Raw genomic sequence first — 17,182 nt, 5'->3', positions numbered from 1 at the left:
CTGATGGATTCAGCCGATGCGTAGCTACCGACACGCATTCGTGGTGAATGGCACTATGGTGGAAGCTGCAGATTGAGCCGCAGATCCACCCGTCGCCCGACGCGACAGCAGAGTGTTTGCCGCTCGCCACTGGTTCGGTATCGGCCTTCGTCGCAACCCGCGATGTGACCGGCCCTCACCCTGCCGTCCAGGGGTGACTTTTCACAAAGGAAACGAATGAATCGACTGCCGGGAATGACGAGTCACCACTCCATCGCACGCCGATAGTCCGCCGATTCGGGAAATCGGATATCGGCACGGCAACGACATCATCGTTACAGAAGTTCGCCGGCATCAAGGCGATGCCGACACCCGACGAGACGAGCCCCAGCACCCGGTCATCCTGATCCGTTCGATACACCACCCGCGTTTTGACGTTATGAACGCGCAAGGTCCTGGTGGTGATTTCAAAGGCCTCACAACTCGTGCGCACGATGAACGGTTCGTTTTGCAGATCGTCGAGCATGATCGTAGAGAGTCCAGCAAAGCGGTGCGACTTACAGACGATTGCGACATATGCCTCGTCAAACAACGCCAAACTGTGCTCCATCTCGTCACCGTCTCGAAAAATCGTCAGGCACACGTCGAGCTTTTTTTGCTGTACGTGACTGGCAAGCTCCAACGCAGGCGCATCCGTGAGTTCGACGATGATTTCAGGATGCGCCTGATTGAACGCCTTGAGCAAGCTGGCCAGTTTTGCCGTCGGCAGCGTACGCACGATTCCCACACGCAGCACCCGCGGCGCACTAATTGCGCGAATGTCGGCCTTCAGGGTATTGCACGTCTGAAGGAGCGTGGACCCCACCTGGTACAAGCGCTTGCCAGCGGGGGTCGGTGTCACCGCTCTGCGCTTTCTGTCGAGCAAGGCGGCCCCGAGTTCCTCTTCCAGCTTCGCGATCGTCGCTGATAACGCGGGTTGCGACACCGCGACCCGCGCGGCACCCCGTGTGAAGCTTCCGGTGTCGACAACTGCGACAAACTGCCGTATCTGATATAGCTCCATAAATCACTTTTATTGATGCGCAGCATAAGAACAAACACTTTTACTTATGATAGTCCGTTTCGTATAGTTCTTCCACAGGAAATTCGTTTAACCCGGCGCACTGGCACTGAGGCAGGCAATGTTTCTTAGACCCCTTCGACACGGCAGGTTCGGCCCCCTTGGCTGATGCGGGGCACCACTTTAGGCGACCGTTGACCTCGCGGTGTCTTTTGCCACTCCTTTGTCTGATCTGGCGCCTGTTTTCCAACCGGAGAATCTGTATGCCAACCTACGTCGTAACAGCACCCCATGGCCGACTCACGGCACAACAAAAAGAAAACATGGCCGCGGATATCACCCGTGTGCATTGCGATGTGACGGGAGCGCCAGCTTATTTCGCCCAGGTAATATTTAACGATGTGCCTCGGGGCGACTATTTCGTCGGTGGCCGCCCTCTGCAAGGGACGGAACATGTATTCCTGCACGGTCAGATTCGAGCTGGGCGCGACAATGCCACGAAGGAAAAACTGTTGCTGGGCATGATGCAGGCGGTTGCTGACGCTGCCGAACTGGAGTCTGATTGCGTACAGGTATATCTTGTAGACGTTCCGGCGCGGCAAATAGTCGAATATGGCCAGATCCTTCCTCTTCCCGGCGAGGAAGATACATGGTGGGAAGCGATGCCGCTACATGTACGCAAACGTCTGGAAGCGATCTGTTCTCCTGACGAATGATGGCGACGGGATTCCGCACACTTGAACGCGATGAGTGCTGTGCACCTGACTGAGAAACACCCTTCTGGGTTCGTTGATGACCGCTTTTTTCGATCCACCGTGCCGAACCATAGTTGTGCTACCTATGCGATTGCCCGTCCGCAAGGAAAGGTCATAAGTCATCTGAAACGTTGCCCGGCGAAAGGAACCTGGCACTGACAGCGACATTGAGAACGCCCAGATGAAACGAATCGTTCAGCGCATTGACGGCGACAGGCAGTCCGCCGACAAAAATTCAAGGGGCATGACCAGGCTTTTCCATTGCACCGCGGCCGTCGTGGTCGCCTGTTTTGTGTTTCAAGGAGTGCAGCATGCAGTGGTTTGATATGCGCAGCGATACCGTTACCCGTCCGACGCCCGCGATGCGCCAAGCGATGGTAACGGCCGCGGTTGGTGATGATGTGTATGGCGACGATCCAACCGTCGCTGAACTGGAAGCGTTGGCTGCGCGACTCCTTGGTAAGGAGGCGGCGCTGTTCGTGCCGACCGGAAATTTTGGCAACCAGCTGGCTATCTTCACACTCTGCCAGCGTGGGAATGAGGTAATTCTAGGAGATGACTCTCATCTTGTCTGGCACGAAAACGGGGCTGCCGCGGTCATTTCCGGTGTGCAACTGCGTACCATCGCCAACGATAAAGGTGTAATCGACCCAGCTGAAATCGAGGCACGCATCCGCGTCGGCAATGATATTCACATTCCCAGGACCGGTCTCATCTGCCTCGAAAACGCACATAGCAATGGCCGGGTGATTCCACTGGACATTATGCGCCGCACGGCCGATGTGGCGAGGCATCACGGGATACCCGTCCATCTGGACGGCGCGCGAGTATTCAACGCGGCTACCTATCTGGGCTGTGACGTGCAGGAAATCACCTGTCATGCCGACACGGTGATGTTCTGTCTATCGAAGGGCTTAGCAGCGCCGGTGGGCTCGATTCTGGCGGGCTCCGCAGATTTCATCGGGCGTGCACGATTCAACCGAAAATTACTGGGCGGAGGCTGGCGTCAGGCCGGCGTCCTCGCTGCGCCCGGCATCATCGCACTCACTGAAATGACTCAACGTCTTGGTGAGGATCATGCCAACGCTCGCTACATGGCCGAACAACTGGCGGCTATTCCCGGCATTGAAATTGACTTGGAGGATGTCCACATCAACATGGTATGGCTCAAATTGCCAACCGGAATCGACGGCGGCGAGCTGACGGATGCGCTGGCGGCCGCCGGCATCAAATCCCTTCAGCCCTATGACGGGCGTCTGAGGCTGACGACCCATTGGGAGATTAGCCGTTCTGCGATAGACATTGCAGTGGAGGTAATAAAGAGAGTCGTGAGCGTGTAATCAGAAGCTATTCGAGTCGGTTAATTCTTACATCCTGATGCGACGCAACGGCGAATATTTGGTCTCTGTTCACCTTGGTGAGCGCGGGGGTGAGACAGCCCGTTGCAACGCTCAACAACCGCCCGCGTGGCGGGGGTCTCTACGTTCCACGCGTGTCTGCTAGATGGGGCTGCGCGTCTCATGGAAAACAGGAAAGCAATTTTTCGAATGCCGACCGAAGACCTTATCAACGCGGACTTTAGTGCGAGAACACCGCCTCAATGAGTATGAGGCAGAACGCGCTGAGCATCAGCGATCGTGATCAAATAAATTACACTTGTTTGTTTCACTTATTCAAATCTGCGGTGTACATCGGTGTTGTGGCATTTCGAAGTCGATAACGAACGCCGCCTGAGGATGCCACTCAACCGGTTCCCACTCGCGGCGGTCGCGTCGTGTTTTGAATAAGGCGCGGGGTCGTCAAATCAGGAAGGCGACTCGAAAATGTAACGAATTCAATGGTAGCTATGCAGTTCTACGGCGCCCATAAGGTTATTTTTCGCATTCCTATTTGTAACAATTCTGTCCCAACTTGAACTGACGTAGATTTCTTTTGTTTGGCCAATGGACCCGCCCTCTTCGATTGGTGGGGAAGTTCCGGGAAATGCGATGCAGTTCCCTCAACAGTAAGCGAGACTATTCATGATTTATGCTGCTCCCGGTGCCGCAGGCGCCAAGATTGCCTACAAATCCCGTTACGACAATTTCATTGGTGGTGAATGGGTTCCTCCGGTCAAAGGTGAATACTTTGATGTCATCACCCCGATCTCGGGTACCGTCTACACGCACGCTGCCCGCTCAGGCGCAGAAGACATCGAACTCGCGCTGGACGCCGCACACGCTGCGGCCGACAAGTGGGGCAAGACGTCCGCCATCGATCGTTCCAATCTGCTGCTCAAGATTGCTGATCGACTTGAGGCCAACCTCGAGTTGCTGGCCTACGCTGAGACCGTGGACAACGGCAAGCCGATTCGAGAAACGCTGAATGCCGACATTCCGCTGGCAATTGATCACTTCCGCTACTTCGCTGGCGCCGTACGCGCCCAGGAGGGCGGTGTAAGCGAAATCGACGAAAACACGGTCGCCTATCACCTGCATGAGCCGCTGGGCGTCGTCGGCCAGATCATCCCCTGGAACTTCCCGCTGCTGATGGCAGCATGGAAAATCGCGCCTGCGCTTGGCGCCGGCAACTGTATCGTGTTGAAGCCGGCCGAATCCACTCCCATCAGCATTCTCGTGCTTATCGACCTGATCGCCAATTTGCTGCCTCCGGGCGTAGTCAATATCGTCAACGGCTTCGGCCGCGAAGCCGGTATGCCGCTGGCAACCAGCCGCCGTATTGCCAAGATTGCATTCACGGGAAGCACAAGCACGGGCCGCGTTATCGCCCAGGCCGCTGCCAACAACCTCATCCCGGCAACGCTGGAGTTGGGTGGTAAGTCGCCGAACATCTTCTTTGCTGATGTCGCAGACAAGGACGATGCTTTTTTCGACAAAGCTATCGAAGGCTTGGTCCTTTTCGCATTCAACCAGGGCGAAGTCTGCACCTGCCCGTCGCGCGCGCTGATCCACGAGTCGATTTATGACAAGTTCATGGGGCGTGCGCTCGAGCGTGTGGCTGCCATCAAGCAAGGCAACCCGCTGGACACGGACACAATGATTGGTGCACAAGCCAGCAAGGAACAGCTGACGAAGATCCTTTCCTACCTCGACCTGGGCAAGCAGGAAGGTGCCGAGTTGCTGGCTGGAGGCGCACAGTCACAACAGACCGGCGACCTTGCCGGTGGCTACTACGTGCAGCCGACGCTCTTCAAAGGCCACAACAAGATGCGCATCTTCCAGGAAGAAATCTTTGGTCCGGTGCTGGCCGTGACGACGTTCAAGGATGAGGCAGAGGCCCTGGCAATCGCCAACGACACGCTTTACGGTCTGGGCGCTGGCGTCTGGAGTCGCAACGGCAATGTTGCTTACCGTATGGGGCGCGGTATCAAGGCTGGTCGGGTGTGGACCAACTGCTACCACGCCTATCCGGCACATGCCGCGTTCGGCGGCTACAAGGAATCGGGCATCGGCCGTGAAAACCACAAGATGATGCTTGATCACTACCAGCAGACCAAGAACCTGCTGGTCAGCTACAGCGAGAACAAGCTGGGATTCTTCTGATCAGTCTCAACTTCATCGCTTGATTGTGCCCTGCTGTCGTGGCAGCAGGGCAATTGATCCGCGTCTACAGGGCTCGCCCTGTAGACGCCGCAGTCAGGAGGTTTTCATGGTCGAGAAGGTTCTGGCAACACCAGCAGCGCTCGCGCTGATCGAAGAGTTAACGAAAAAGCATGGCGCATTCTTCTTCCATCAATCGGGCGGCTGCTGTGACAACAGCGCAGTCAACGCATACCTACCTGGCGAACTGACGATCGGCACAGGTGACGTGTATCTGGGCGACGTAGGCGGGGTGCCCTTTTACATTGGAAAACACCAGTACGAGTATTGGAAGCACACGCAACTCATCATCGACGTGATTGAGGGAACCGGAGGCACCTTCTCGTTGGAGGGCGCTGACGGCAAGGCTTTTCACTCGAGATCGAGAGTATTCACCGATGAAGAGGCGGCGCTGTTGGGAGTGCGATGAAAACAACGCCTACGATCTTCGCTAATTTAATCGACCGCCCGCACATTGAGCGGCGTAGCGCCAGACCAACGAGACGCGGATATCGCGCGAAGACCTCGCCTGGTTACAGATTTCAGATCGTCCGCAGCGAAACCTGGCCGCTCAGCGCTATTCGGCCAATGAACGTGAAGGCAATCCGTTTCGAGAGAAGGTCGCATCCGAAAGATGCCGTGAGGAATTAGCTGTTCCCGGCGGACGTCCTACGATCCAGGGGCGCTACCAGCGGTAGCACTTTCTATCATCAATTTTTTACAAGCGCGTTCAGGTTTAAAGGATCACAGTACAGGTAACTTTGCGCTGAGAAGCACGGCAGGGACACGCCGGTTTGCGAGCGCTCTTCGCTGAACCCGCTTGGAGGTTGATCGATATGAAGGCCGCCTACTATTCCTCAAAGGGCCCGGCTCGGGACGTTCTCATTGTTGGCGAGACGCCCGATCCGACCCCTAAAACTGGCGAAGTCCTCATTCGCATCGCGCACTCCGGCGTGAATCCTTCAGACGTCAAATCGCGATCGGGTGTTACAAGCCCTACGATGAAGTTTCCACGTGTAATTCCTCACAGCGACGGCGCCGGTGTCGTCGAGGCAGTTGGGGCGGGCGTTTCAAAACAGTGGATCGGGCAGCGAGTCTGGACAATCAACGGCCAATGGCAGCGACCGTTCGGGACGGCAGCGGAACTGATCGCCTTACCCGAGAACCAGGTTGCACCTCTTCCTGGCAGCGTTTCGACCGAGACGGGCGCCTCACTTGGCATTCCGCTGCTGACGGCGTGGTATGCGGTGCACGCTTGCGGAGAACTTCTCGGCAAGACGGTGCTCGTCTACGGTGCCACCGGGGCGGTCGGCGGCTACGCGACTCAGTTGGCTGCGCTCTCGGGTGCAAGGGTCATTGGTGTGGCGGGCAGTAAGGAGAAGTGCCAGCTCGCTTCCCGGCTTGGTGCCGAGTGGGTCGTCAACCGCAACGAGCAGGACGTCATTGCATCGGTGCGCGAAATTACGGCCGGCAACGGCGTGGACGCCATCATTGAAGTCGACGCGGCCGCAAATTCCCGCAAATATGGCGAGCTGCTGAAGTTCGGCGGCGATGTGATCATCTACGGTTCGGGGGCTGGACTGATCGAGATCCCCTTCAGGGCGATGATCGTTGGCTTCGCGAATTTGCGATTCTTTATCGTATACAACCTGCCTATCCCGGTGAGGAAGGCTGCGATTGACGTGCTAACCCCGCTGCTGGAACGAGGGGCACTGCAACATCCCCAGGTCGAAACTTTCCCTCTGTCGGAAATCGCGAAGGCTCACGAACGCGTCGAGTCAGGTGCGAACGCCAAAATCATCATCGACACGTGCCGCTAAACCCTGACGACCCACAGGGTGCTGGGCACTTTTCTCATAATCCCCCGAACCCCAGAACCATGTCACACGACTTCGTTCAGATTGACGCTTTTACCGACCAGCCACTTTTCGGCAATCCTGCCGCCGTGGTCTTTGACGCCGACGACATTCCAACCGCAACGATGCAGAAGATTGCGCGCGAGATGAATCTGTCCGAGACCGTCTTCCTCGTCAAGTCGACCAGGCCTGACGCAGACTACCGCGCCCGGATCTTCACACCGATGAGCGAGCTGCCATTCGCCGGGCACCCAACCATCGCTGCGGCCCACGCCGTGCTTGCTCGTTGTCCGGACAAAGCCGACGCTACTTTGCTCCGCCAGGAATGCGGTATTGGCATCGTACCCGTCGAAGTGATTTCCTCGGGCTCGCGCCGTGTGTTGCGTATGACGCAGGGTGCGCCCGAGTATCGGGATGCCGGCCTGTCGCGCGAGACCGCAGCCAGGATGCTGGGCTGTGCGGTAGAGGACGTGGCGGCCGGCCCGGTCGATGTTGTTTCAACCGGCGTGCCCTGGTTGATCGTGGAGCTATCGCGTCTCGAAGCGATTTCGAGACTTGCCCCCGACCATGGAATGATTGCGCGCGAATGCAAGGCGCTTGGCGCGGCCGGCGTTACTGTCTTCGTCGAGCGCTCGGACGGCGGCCCTGTTCGCCTACGCGTGCGCACCTTCGCGCCTGGGGAAGGCGTTGCCGAAGATCCAGTTTGCGGTTCGGGTAACGGGTCAGTCGCCGCATGGCTCGCTCGCTACAAGCACCCTGGCGAGGAGGCTGGCAGCTATGTCGCCGAGCAGGGTATCGAAATCGGCCGCGACGGTGAGGTCCACGCCTCATGGCAGCGCAACGGTAACGCGCTTTCTATTCGCATTGGCGGAGCAGCAGCAACAGCGGCGAGCGGCCAGCTTCACATCTGAACTGCCCTGACGGGCGGACTGCCCACGGCCATCGACACACCTGGCGCCTACTTGGGGCCCCGGCGGCGCGGAAAAGATATAACGACGGAAATGAACTCATGAGATTTGCAAAACGGGTGGAACAGGTTGCTCCGTTCTTCGTTATGGAGTTTGCCAAACGTGCAGCGGCGCTCGAGGCTAAAGGGCACCACGTCGTCAAGCTGAGCGTCGGTGAGCCTGATTTCGGAGCCCCGCCCGCCGTCATTTCAGCGATGGTCGACGTGGTGCGTGGGGGAAAGCTCCCGTACACCGCCGCCCTTGGCTTGCGAGCTCTCCGAAAAGCTATATCGGGTTTCTACGAAACCGCGCATGGCCTGAACATCGATCCTGAGCGCGTCGTCGTGACGGCCGGCGCGTCCGCTGCTTTGTTGCTGTTGGCTGCAGCGCTCGTCGAACCGGGCGACCAGGTGATTGTTGGTGACCCCTCCTATCCCTGCAACCGTCACTTCCTTGCCAGCTTTGGCGCTGAGGTCACCCTTGTTCCAACGGACGCCGATACGCGCTTCCAACTCAGCGCAGCCGCCGTCGAAACGCACTGGACGAACCGCACGCGCGGGTTGATTGTGGCGACGCCGTCAAATCCGACAGGCACGTCGATCGCATCGAGCGAACTCAGCGCGATCTGCGACTTTGCACGTGAGCGCGGCGCCTGGCGTATCGTTGACGAAATATACCTGAATCTCAGCGACGACGATGCGGCCGGCAGGCCTCCACAAACAGCACTCGCCTCTGACCCGGGCGCGATTGTCATCAACAGTTTCTCGAAATACTTCGGGATGACCGGGTGGCGTCTCGGGTGGTGTGTTGTTCCGATCGATATGGTTCCTGTGCTCGAACGTTTGGCGCAGAACTATTACATTTGCCCGTCCACGCCAGCGCAACATGCGGCACTGGCTTGTTTCGACGCCGGGACCATCGCCATTTGCGAAGAACGCCGGACGGAACTCGGCCGGCGTCGAGCACTTGTGCTCGAGCGGCTGCACGAGATTGGCCTATCAGTCCCGGTCGCGCCAGATGGTGCGTTCTTCGTCTACATCGATGTGAGCTCTACGGGACTTGGCGCTTGGGAGTTCTGCGAGCGCGTCCTGGACGAGGCGCATGTCGCGCTGACGCCGGGCAAGGACTTTGGAGCTATCGGCGCAGACACCTACGTGCGTCTTTCCTACGCCACCTCGATCGACGAGCTGAACGAGGGACTGGCCCGCCTCGCTCATTTCATGTCCAAGCTGACAACTGCGCGAGCGTCGACGACCTTGGCGGAAGAGAATGCTTGACTGCCAATGCATGATTCGGGAATGAGACTATCTGCCAAAACCACGGGCTCGCTGCCTGTCGGCAGCCTGCTGTTGCTTTTGCCGCCACCATTGTTCTGGGCCGGCAACTTTATTGTTGGCCGGGCGATGCACAATGACGTTCCGCCTATGGCGTTGTCGCTCTGGCGTTGGATAATTGCGCTTGTCTTCATGCTTCCCTTTGCCTTTCAGGCAATGCGACGCGACCTGTCCAAGTACTGGAAATATCGCTGGCGCGTGCTGGGTGTGTCGCTGGCTGGCGTAGTCTCCTTCAATTCTTTTGTTTACCTCGGGTTGCAGTCGACCACGGCTTCGAACGGACTGCTACTGAACTCATTTATCCCTATTCTGATCGTCCTGCTGGCTGCAATCTTCTATCGCCAGCGACTGTATATGGCCCAGGTGCTGGGTCTCACGTTGTCGTTTGCCGGTGTCGTCACCATCGTCATGCATGGAGATTGGTCAGGCTTGGCGTCGCTGTCAATTTCCCGCGGAGATCTTCTGATCTTTTGCGCGATGGTATCCTGGGCGTTCTACACGCTCTGGCTACGCGGCTTTCCCGCGGACATTGATCGCATTGGTCTGATGGGCACTCAGATCGTGCTGGCACTTATCGTATTGGTGCCGTTGTATCTGTATGAGCGGGCATCCGGCCCGGCACCCACGTGGAATATCCGGTCGCTCAGTGCATTGGCCTATCTTGGCATCTTTCCATCGGTCGTCGCCTATCTTCTCTACAACATCGGCGTTGCGCGCGTTGGTCCAACTCGAGCCGGTCTCTCGATCCATCTGATCCCGCTCTTTGGGGTCGTGCTTGCCGCTCTGTTCCTGCGTGAGACGATTCACGGCTATCACGTTCTGGGCATGGCGGCGATTGTGGCCGGTGTTGCGTGCGCCGCGAGAAATCGGACTGATATCAAGCGTCCCGCACCTTGGCCTACCAAACCTCTTACCCCTTTGTGAAGGTCCGGACTCGACGGAACTTCACTAGACGGCGTCAAGCAGCACGGCCGGTCAGCGACAACTATCTTGGCCGGCGTGCCAAGATAATTGTCGCCGCCCACTTCACCGAAAGCGCCCCGGGCAGACGTTCGCCGCAACATCGCGCTCGCCCGCAGCGAGTGCGTGCCCCGAAACGGCACCCTGTCTATAATAGGTGCAATATTATGGACGGTTCGGAGGACGCGGAGCACGCCGCGCCTCGGAGCGGCAGTTTGCTCCAAGGCCGAGGGAAAGCCATGCAGGAGGCACGGATGAAAGATCGCGTCGAGTACAGGCGCAGCAACGAGATTCCAGGTCTCGTGCTTAGCGAGGCGCACTTTTCTGATTTCCGATTCGAACGTCACTACCATCTGGACTACCATGTAGCGCTGGTGACAGAAGGCGTTCAGCGGCAAGGTTTCCATGGGGAAACGCTCCTACTTACCCCGGGCAGCATCCAATTGATGCCACCCGGTGAGGTGCACGATGGCATTAGCGCCGGCGACGAGTCTTATACGCTCAAGACGTTCCGACTCTCCCCTCAGTTACTGACCGGACTCGGGGAAGAGATCTCGGGGCGGGATCGTTTCCCCGCCTTGGGAGGGGCAGTTCTCCAGGATGCGTCCCTTGCCAGTCATCTGTCCCGATTGCACGATGTACTGCGGACGGCTCCTGCTGGGGCCGAGCCCATGGAAGTGCAGTCCGAGTGGCTGATGTTGCTTGACCGCCTGTTTGTCCAATCGCGTATGGTCAAGCCGCAGTTTCTCAAAGGCGCACTCACGTCGGTGCAGTGGCAGCGCGTCAGGGAGTATTGCGATGTCCATCTGGCCGAAAAAATCACTTTGGAAGAGCTCGCGGCCCTTTGTAACCTTGAGCGGTTCCATTTCCTCAAGCTTTTCAAACAAACGGTCGGCATGACGCCGCACGCCTGGGTCGTACGGCTAAGGCTGGAGCGCGCCTGTTCCTTACTGAGTCACACCGATCGCTGTCTGACACAGGTGGCTCAGGAAGTTGGCTTCTACGATCAGAGCCACTTCAGCCGCGCGTTCCGGCAAGCCTTTGGCGTATCGCCTTCGAAGTATTGACGTTCCAGATCGCAGCCGACCACCTGGTCAAGGCGCCCCGCCCTTCAGTCCTCCTCGTCAGTCAGACGTAGCTTCCTCAGTGCGGTACTAGCGTCACGCAGCTCCATCCCAGGCAGCCAGTAACCGCACGGCATTCCGTCCGGGCCGAGCGCCCTGCCGCCGACTTCCTTCAAATGCAAACTCTCAATTTTTTACAAGCGGGCAGGCCGTACGTCCTTTAACGTGGAGTCATGCGGAAAGTGAGTCGTCTTTCCGCCGATCGTCGCGACGCGCCGCCCTGTGCCTGAAAGAGCAGACTCATGTCGAGTGGAATTTGGCAACGCTTGAGCGCGATGATTAACATGCATTGAGGAATACGAAATGACACAACGCACCTACTACAACAGTGACGAACTGACGATGCGCACGCGGGTGCTCGATTGTTCGCCCGCTGCCGACGGCAAGTTCCGCGTGACGCTGGCCGAGACCTTGTTCCATCCGCAAGGCGGGGGACAGCTTTCCGACCAAGGGAGTATCGCTGGCGTGAGGGTCGGACGTGTAATCCAGGAGGGCGACAACGTTGTTCACATCGCTGAACAGGAAGTTGCCGTTGGCGATGCGGTGATTGAAGTGTCGCCCGAAATCCGGTTGCTTCATGCACGACTCCACTCGGCCGGCCATCTGATTTCCGGTGTCGTGGAGCGTATGGGTTGGTACGCGAGCAAAGGTCACCACTGGCCTGGTGAGGGGCGAGTGGTTTTCGAGCCACGCGACAACCCACAGCCTCTGACCGCCGAGGGCGTGGAGCAGACAGTCAACCAGCTCATCGCAGATGACGTACCGCGCCATCTAGCCGAAAAGGATGGTATGAGGTCTGTGTGCTTCGGTGACCTGCCGATGCATAGCTGTGGTGGCACTCACGTCAAGTCCGCTGGACAGGTTGGCAAAATCAGGATCCTGAAGCTGAAAGAGAAGAAAGGACAGCTCTCGATCCAGTATGACCTCGAAACCTGAACTTTTGTTCACACGTGCCGTGGGCGTCATGCGTCGGCACCTATTTCACCCTTAAGGAGATCTTATGAACCTCGCTGAACTGGATGCCCGTCTCGCAGAACTCGGTATTGAACTGCAACCGCCGAAGGCAGCGATCGCCAATTACGTCCCTACCGTTCTGGCAGGTGGCTTTTTGCACATTTCTGGACAGGTCGCCTTCAAGGATGGCAAGCCGTTTGCACTCGGCCAGGTCGGCAAAGAAGTGAGTATTGAGGAGGCAAAGGAAGCCGCACGGATGAGCGGCATGGCGATTCTGTCGCAGCTTCGCTCGCAACTTACGGGCGATCTGCGCGTGCTCCGCGTCTGCTCTGTGACGGGCTATGTGCACGCTGCCACGGAATTTACGGAACACCCGGAAGTCATCAACGGCGCCTCGGAGGTCCTCGTTGAAGTCCTGGGCGAAAAGGGAAGGCACAGCCGCGCCGCAGTAGGCGTATCGAGCCTGCCGTTCCGTTGCCCGGTTGAGGTTTCCGCTGTTATCCAGCTTGGCTAACGACAACGCTTCAGCATTTGTGCAACGGCGGCTACCAAACGCGGCTAAAGCCGACGGAAGAGTCATCATGGCTCAGGTCTTTCGAGACCCACATCCAACAACGGCCATGCCCGCGAAGCTGGGTTCACTGAAACTCAGAGAGTATTCGCTCATAAGGCGAACGTTCTAAATGCAGGCCTCGGGCTACCCGCTCGTGGCTTGCGATTGGACCTCCCCTACTGAGAAAGCCAATCTTGCGTAGCTGAATGGCGACTCGCGTAGACGCATTGGTGACGCCAGGGCGTTGGAGCCGGCACCGTCGTCGAAGTATTCGTATCAAATGCCAACGCCTTTCACAGATGAAGTCCTCCTATGACACTGCATATCGAAACACCGCTAATCAAGTCCCGGGCGCTCTCGCTTAAGACGGGCAGAACAATCCTCCTGAAGCTCGAGGGCCTGCAGCCGAGTGGCTCATTCAAGCTGCGCGGCGTTGGCTTCGCCTGTGAAGAACACAAGCGCCGGGGTGCGCGGCGCTTCATCACCGCGTCCGGAGGCAACGCTGGGTGCGCAGTGGCCTACGCGGGCCGGGAGCTTGGAATTCCGGTGACGGTCGTCGTACCCCAGACGACATCGGAGCGCGCAAAGTCCATCATTCGCGGCGAGGAAGCAGAGGTCGTGGTTCACGGCGCGAATTTTGGTGAATCGAATGCCTATGCACTCTCGATGCTGGGGGATGGCGATGCGTACCTCCCTGCGTTCGACGACCCCCTGCTGTGGGAAGGTCACGCGACGATGGTCGAGGAGATCGCCCGGCAAACCGAACGTCCTGATCTGCTCGTTTGCTCGGTCGGCGGTGGCGGCCTGCTCGCAGGGGTCATTGAAGGACTGCGGAGGGTCGGTTGGAGTGATATTCCGGTACTCACAGTAGAGACCGAGGGCGCAGATTCATACGATCAGGCGCTCAAGGCTGGTGAGCCGGTCGCGCTCCCGAAGATCCAATCCATAGCTACGTCGCTTGGTGCCAATAAGGTGACCGCACGCATAGTGGCGCTCGCCAAAGAGCATCAGATTCGAAACTGCCTGGTGACTGACGCTGAAGCGATTCAAGGCAGTGTGACTCTACTTGAAGAGCATCGCCTTCTGACCGAACCGGCCTGCGGGGCATCGGTGGCGGCACTCGCCCGGGTCCCCGAGTATTTCCCGGACGCGCAGCGCATCGTCGTCATCGCCTGTGGTGGTGTAGGTACAACAAGCCAGCAATTGCTGGAGTGGTCTGATTTTTACCGGCTGGAGGGTGGGCAGGTCGCCGCCAGTCATTCCGATGAAGTGAACTCGCCCACGAGTCAGCAACCATGAACGACCTTCTTATAAGTTCGCTTGGCGACGAGCTGTACGCCGCCTTAACAGACCGCCGCGTGCTCGAACCGCTAACAAGCCGCCACACTGATCTGACCATTGAGGACGCATACCGCATCCAGCAACGCCTCAACGCCCGGCGGGTCGAGGCCGGCGAACAGATCATCGGCAAAAAGATCGGTGTGACATCGCAGGTAGTGATGGACATGCTGGGCGTCTATCAGCCAGATTTCGGCATGCTCACCGACGCGATGATTTACGAGGAAGGCGAAGCGATCCCGATTACCTCGCTGATTCAGCCTAAGGCAGAGGGGGAAATTGCCTTTTTGCTCAAGCATGACCTTCAAGGCCCTGGCGTTACGGCCGAGGATGTCCTCGCTGCAACCGAGGGTGTTATGGCGTGCTTTGAAATCGTCGATTCGCGCATCCGGGACTGGAAAATCCGCATCGAAGACACGGTGGCCGACAACGCATCGTGCGGCGCTTTCGTGCTTGGCAACCAGATCGTCGATCCGCGTGAGGTCGACCTCGTCGGCTGTGCGATGAAACTGGAAAAGAACGGCGAGGTGGTGACCACCGGAACCGGTGCTGCTGCGCTTGGAAACCCGCTCGAAGCGGTCGCGTGGCTCGCCAACACGCTTGGCAACCTGAACGAATCATTGAAGGCCGGCGAAGTGGTGCTGTCTGGCTCATTGGCGGCGATGGTTCCGGTGGCAGCCGGCGACAGCCTCAATGTTTCTATCGACGGAATCGGAAGCTGCTCGGTCCGATTCGCTTAATCTGAAGGAGGAGACATGGCAACGAACAAGGTGAAGTGTGCGTTGATTGGCCCGGGGAACATAGGCACCGATTTGCTGGCAAAGTTGCAACGCAGCGAGGTGCTGGAGCCGGTGTGGATGGTGGGTATCGACCCCGACTCCGACGGTCTTAAGAGGGCCCGGGAGATGGGGCTAAAGACGACGTCCGAAGGCGTGGACGGCCTGCTGCCTCATGTGCAAGCCGATGGCGTCCAGATTGCATTCGATGCGACTAGTGCTTATGTGCATGCGGAGAACTCACGCAAGCTCAATGAACTCGGCGTGATGATGATTGACCTCACGCCCGCAGCCATCGGCCCGTACTGCGTACCGCCGGTGAACCTGAAGCAACACCTTGGCAAAAGCGTGATGAATGTCAACATGGTCACGTGCGGCGGTCAGGCGACGATCCCGATGGTGCATGCCGTTTCACGCGTACAACCGGTCCGTTATGCCGAGATTGTTGCCATGGTATCCAGCCGTTCGGCCGGCCCCGGGACACGCAAGAACATCGACGAATTCACACGCACGACAGCAAAAGCGGTCGCAAAGGTAGGCGGCGCTAAGGACGGTAAGGCAATTATCGTCATCAATCCTGCTGATCCACCGCTCATCATGCGCGACACCGTTCACTGCCTGGTGGACGGCACGCCGGACGCGGCCGCGATCGAGCAGTCTGTACACGAAATGATCGAACAGGTCCGCAAGTACGTGCCCGGCTACCGGCTCGTCAACGGCCCGGTGTTCGACGGGGATCGGGTCTCGATTTACCTGGAGGTCGAAGGCTTGGGCGACTACCTGCCGAAGTATGCGGGCAACCTGGACATCATGACGGCGGCCGCGGCACGCACCGCCGAAATGTTCGCCGAAGAGATTCTGAACGGCGCGCTCAAGCTCGAAGCCGTCGCGCACTAAGGAGGCACCAGACATGAACGTAAAAGGCAAAAAGATCATTGTGCATGACATGACACTGCGTGATGGAATGCATCCGAAGCGCCACCAGATGACGTTGGACCAGATGAAGGTGATTGCACAGGGCCTGGATGAAGCAGGTGTACCGCTGATCGAAGTCACGCACGGTGATGGTCTGGGCGGCAGCTCTGTGAACTACGGCTTTCCGGCGCATACGGACGAGGAATACCTCGGCGCGGTCATCCCGCTGATGAAGCAGGCCCGCGTCTCGGCGCTGCTGATTCCGGGTATTGGCACGGTGGACCATCTGAAGATGGCGCACGAGGTTGGCGTCGAAACGATCCGCGTGGCAACACACTGCACCGAAGCAGACGTGTCAGAACAGCACCTCACGCTCGCGCGCAAGCTCGAAATGGATGCCGTGGGCTTCCTGATGATGGCTCACATGAGCACGGCTGAGGGTCTCGTCAAGCAGGCCAAGCTTATGGAAAGCTATGGCGCGAACTGCGTCTATGTCACGGACTCTGCTGGATACATGCTGCCCGAAGACGTTAAGGCCCGACTTTCAGCCGTGCGGGCTGCGCTAAAGCCCGAGACTGAACTCGGCTTTCACGGACACCACAATCTTGCGATGGGCGTGGCGAACTCGATCGCCGCAGTCGAGGCTGGCGCAAACCGCGTCGACGCCGCCGCTGCTGGCCTGGGCGCGGGTGCCGGCAATACGCCGATGGAAGTGCTCGTGGCAGTTTGCGAGCGCATGGGTATCGAGACCGGCGTCGACCTCTGGAAGATCCAGGACGTCGCAGAAGATCTTGTTGTACCCATCATGGATTTCCCCATCCGTGTTGATCGCGACGCGCTTACGCTCGGGTATGCAGGCGTGTATGGTTCCTTTCTCCTTTTTGCAAAGCGCGCGGAGAAGCGATATGGCGTTCCGGCGCGCGAGATCCTCGTCGAACTGGGACGCCGTGGCATGGTAGGCGGCCAGGAGGACATGATTGAAGACACCGCGCTTACCTTGGCCAAGGCGCGCAATCTGACGCCAATCGTGACGACCTCGCGTGCTGCGTGACA

At 58.3% G+C, this 17,182-nt stretch carries 16 protein-coding genes; 15 read left to right on the top strand and 1 reads right to left on the bottom strand.

The window, feature by feature from the left end:
• Positions 1 to 175: 175 nt before the first annotated feature.
• Positions 176 to 1,042, bottom strand: a complete 867-nt coding sequence (locus G3N94_RS03865) for a LysR family transcriptional regulator (RefSeq protein WP_205790777.1) — start codon at positions 1,040 to 1,042, stop codon at positions 176 to 178.
• A 260-nt stretch (positions 1,043 to 1,302) separates the two neighbouring features.
• Here G3N94_RS03865 and G3N94_RS03860 point away from each other — a divergent pair, with 260 nt between their 5' ends.
• The 15 genes from G3N94_RS03860 to dmpG all read left to right on the top strand — a co-directional run bounded on the left by G3N94_RS03860 (position 1,303) and on the right by dmpG (position 17,180).
• The gene (locus tag G3N94_RS03860; protein ID WP_205790776.1) at positions 1,303 to 1,755 is read left to right on the top strand and encodes a tautomerase family protein; all 453 of its coding nucleotides are present in this window, start codon (positions 1,303 to 1,305) and stop codon (positions 1,753 to 1,755) included.
• A gap of 350 nt (positions 1,756 to 2,105) precedes the next feature.
• Positions 2,106 to 3,134: a threonine aldolase family protein gene (locus G3N94_RS03855; RefSeq protein WP_205790775.1), complete on the top strand. Its 1,029-nt coding sequence runs from the start codon at positions 2,106 to 2,108 to the stop codon at positions 3,132 to 3,134.
• Positions 3,135 to 3,815: 681 nt separating this feature from the next.
• Positions 3,816 to 5,336 carry an aldehyde dehydrogenase gene (adh, locus tag G3N94_RS03850; protein ID WP_205790774.1) on the top strand — a complete coding sequence of 507 codons (1,521 nt, stop codon included), beginning with the start codon at positions 3,816 to 3,818 and terminating at the stop codon, positions 5,334 to 5,336.
• A gap of 106 nt (positions 5,337 to 5,442) precedes the next feature.
• On the top strand, positions 5,443 to 5,802 hold the full coding sequence (locus G3N94_RS03845; protein WP_205790773.1) for a DUF779 domain-containing protein: 360 nt from the start codon (positions 5,443 to 5,445) through the stop codon (positions 5,800 to 5,802).
• Between the two features lie 406 nt (positions 5,803 to 6,208).
• A complete protein-coding gene (locus G3N94_RS03840) occupies positions 6,209 to 7,192 on the top strand; it encodes an NADPH:quinone reductase (protein WP_205790772.1) in 984 nt (327 codons plus the stop codon).
• A 59-nt stretch (positions 7,193 to 7,251) separates the two neighbouring features.
• Positions 7,252 to 8,139 (top strand): PhzF family phenazine biosynthesis protein, encoded by an 888-nt coding sequence (locus G3N94_RS03835; protein ID WP_205790771.1) that lies wholly within the window; start codon positions 7,252 to 7,254, stop codon positions 8,137 to 8,139.
• A 98-nt stretch (positions 8,140 to 8,237) separates the two neighbouring features.
• Complete coding sequence (locus G3N94_RS03830; RefSeq protein WP_205790770.1) at positions 8,238 to 9,452, top strand: pyridoxal phosphate-dependent aminotransferase; 1,215 nt, start codon at positions 8,238 to 8,240, stop codon at positions 9,450 to 9,452.
• A 21-nt stretch (positions 9,453 to 9,473) separates the two neighbouring features.
• The gene (locus G3N94_RS03825) at positions 9,474 to 10,433 is read left to right on the top strand and encodes a DMT family transporter (RefSeq protein WP_205790769.1); all 960 of its coding nucleotides are present in this window, start codon (positions 9,474 to 9,476) and stop codon (positions 10,431 to 10,433) included.
• 290 nt (positions 10,434 to 10,723) lie between these two features.
• A complete protein-coding gene (locus G3N94_RS03820) occupies positions 10,724 to 11,536 on the top strand; it encodes an AraC family transcriptional regulator (RefSeq protein ID WP_205790768.1) in 813 nt (270 codons plus the stop codon).
• A 360-nt stretch (positions 11,537 to 11,896) separates the two neighbouring features.
• On the top strand, positions 11,897 to 12,529 hold the full coding sequence (locus G3N94_RS03815; RefSeq protein WP_205790767.1) for an alanyl-tRNA editing protein: 633 nt from the start codon (positions 11,897 to 11,899) through the stop codon (positions 12,527 to 12,529).
• Positions 12,530 to 12,593: 64 nt separating this feature from the next.
• Positions 12,594 to 13,061, top strand: coding sequence for a RidA family protein (locus G3N94_RS03810; RefSeq protein WP_205790766.1), 468 nt, complete (start codon positions 12,594 to 12,596; stop codon positions 13,059 to 13,061).
• A gap of 351 nt (positions 13,062 to 13,412) precedes the next feature.
• Positions 13,413 to 14,399, top strand: coding sequence for a pyridoxal-phosphate dependent enzyme (locus G3N94_RS03805; RefSeq protein WP_205790765.1), 987 nt, complete (start codon positions 13,413 to 13,415; stop codon positions 14,397 to 14,399).
• Complete coding sequence (gene dmpE / locus G3N94_RS03800) at positions 14,396 to 15,178, top strand: 2-oxopent-4-enoate hydratase (RefSeq protein ID WP_205790764.1); 783 nt, start codon at positions 14,396 to 14,398, stop codon at positions 15,176 to 15,178. Before G3N94_RS03805 ends, dmpE begins: the two co-directional genes overlap by 4 nt.
• A 15-nt stretch (positions 15,179 to 15,193) precedes the next feature.
• Positions 15,194 to 16,111, top strand: a complete 918-nt coding sequence (locus tag G3N94_RS03795) for an acetaldehyde dehydrogenase (acetylating) (RefSeq protein WP_205790763.1) — start codon at positions 15,194 to 15,196, stop codon at positions 16,109 to 16,111.
• 13 nt (positions 16,112 to 16,124) lie between these two features.
• Positions 16,125 to 17,180, top strand: a complete 1,056-nt coding sequence (gene dmpG, locus G3N94_RS03790; RefSeq protein ID WP_205790762.1) for a 4-hydroxy-2-oxovalerate aldolase — start codon at positions 16,125 to 16,127, stop codon at positions 17,178 to 17,180.
• The last annotated feature ends 2 nt before the right edge of the window (positions 17,181 to 17,182 follow it).

Source organism: Burkholderia sp. Ac-20353 (genome assembly GCF_017104785.1).
In the GTDB taxonomy this organism is placed as follows: Bacteria; Pseudomonadota; Gammaproteobacteria; order Burkholderiales; family Burkholderiaceae; genus Burkholderia.
The sequence above is the reverse complement of the archived record's forward strand: the minus strand, read 5'-3'. Positions and strand labels throughout refer to the sequence as shown.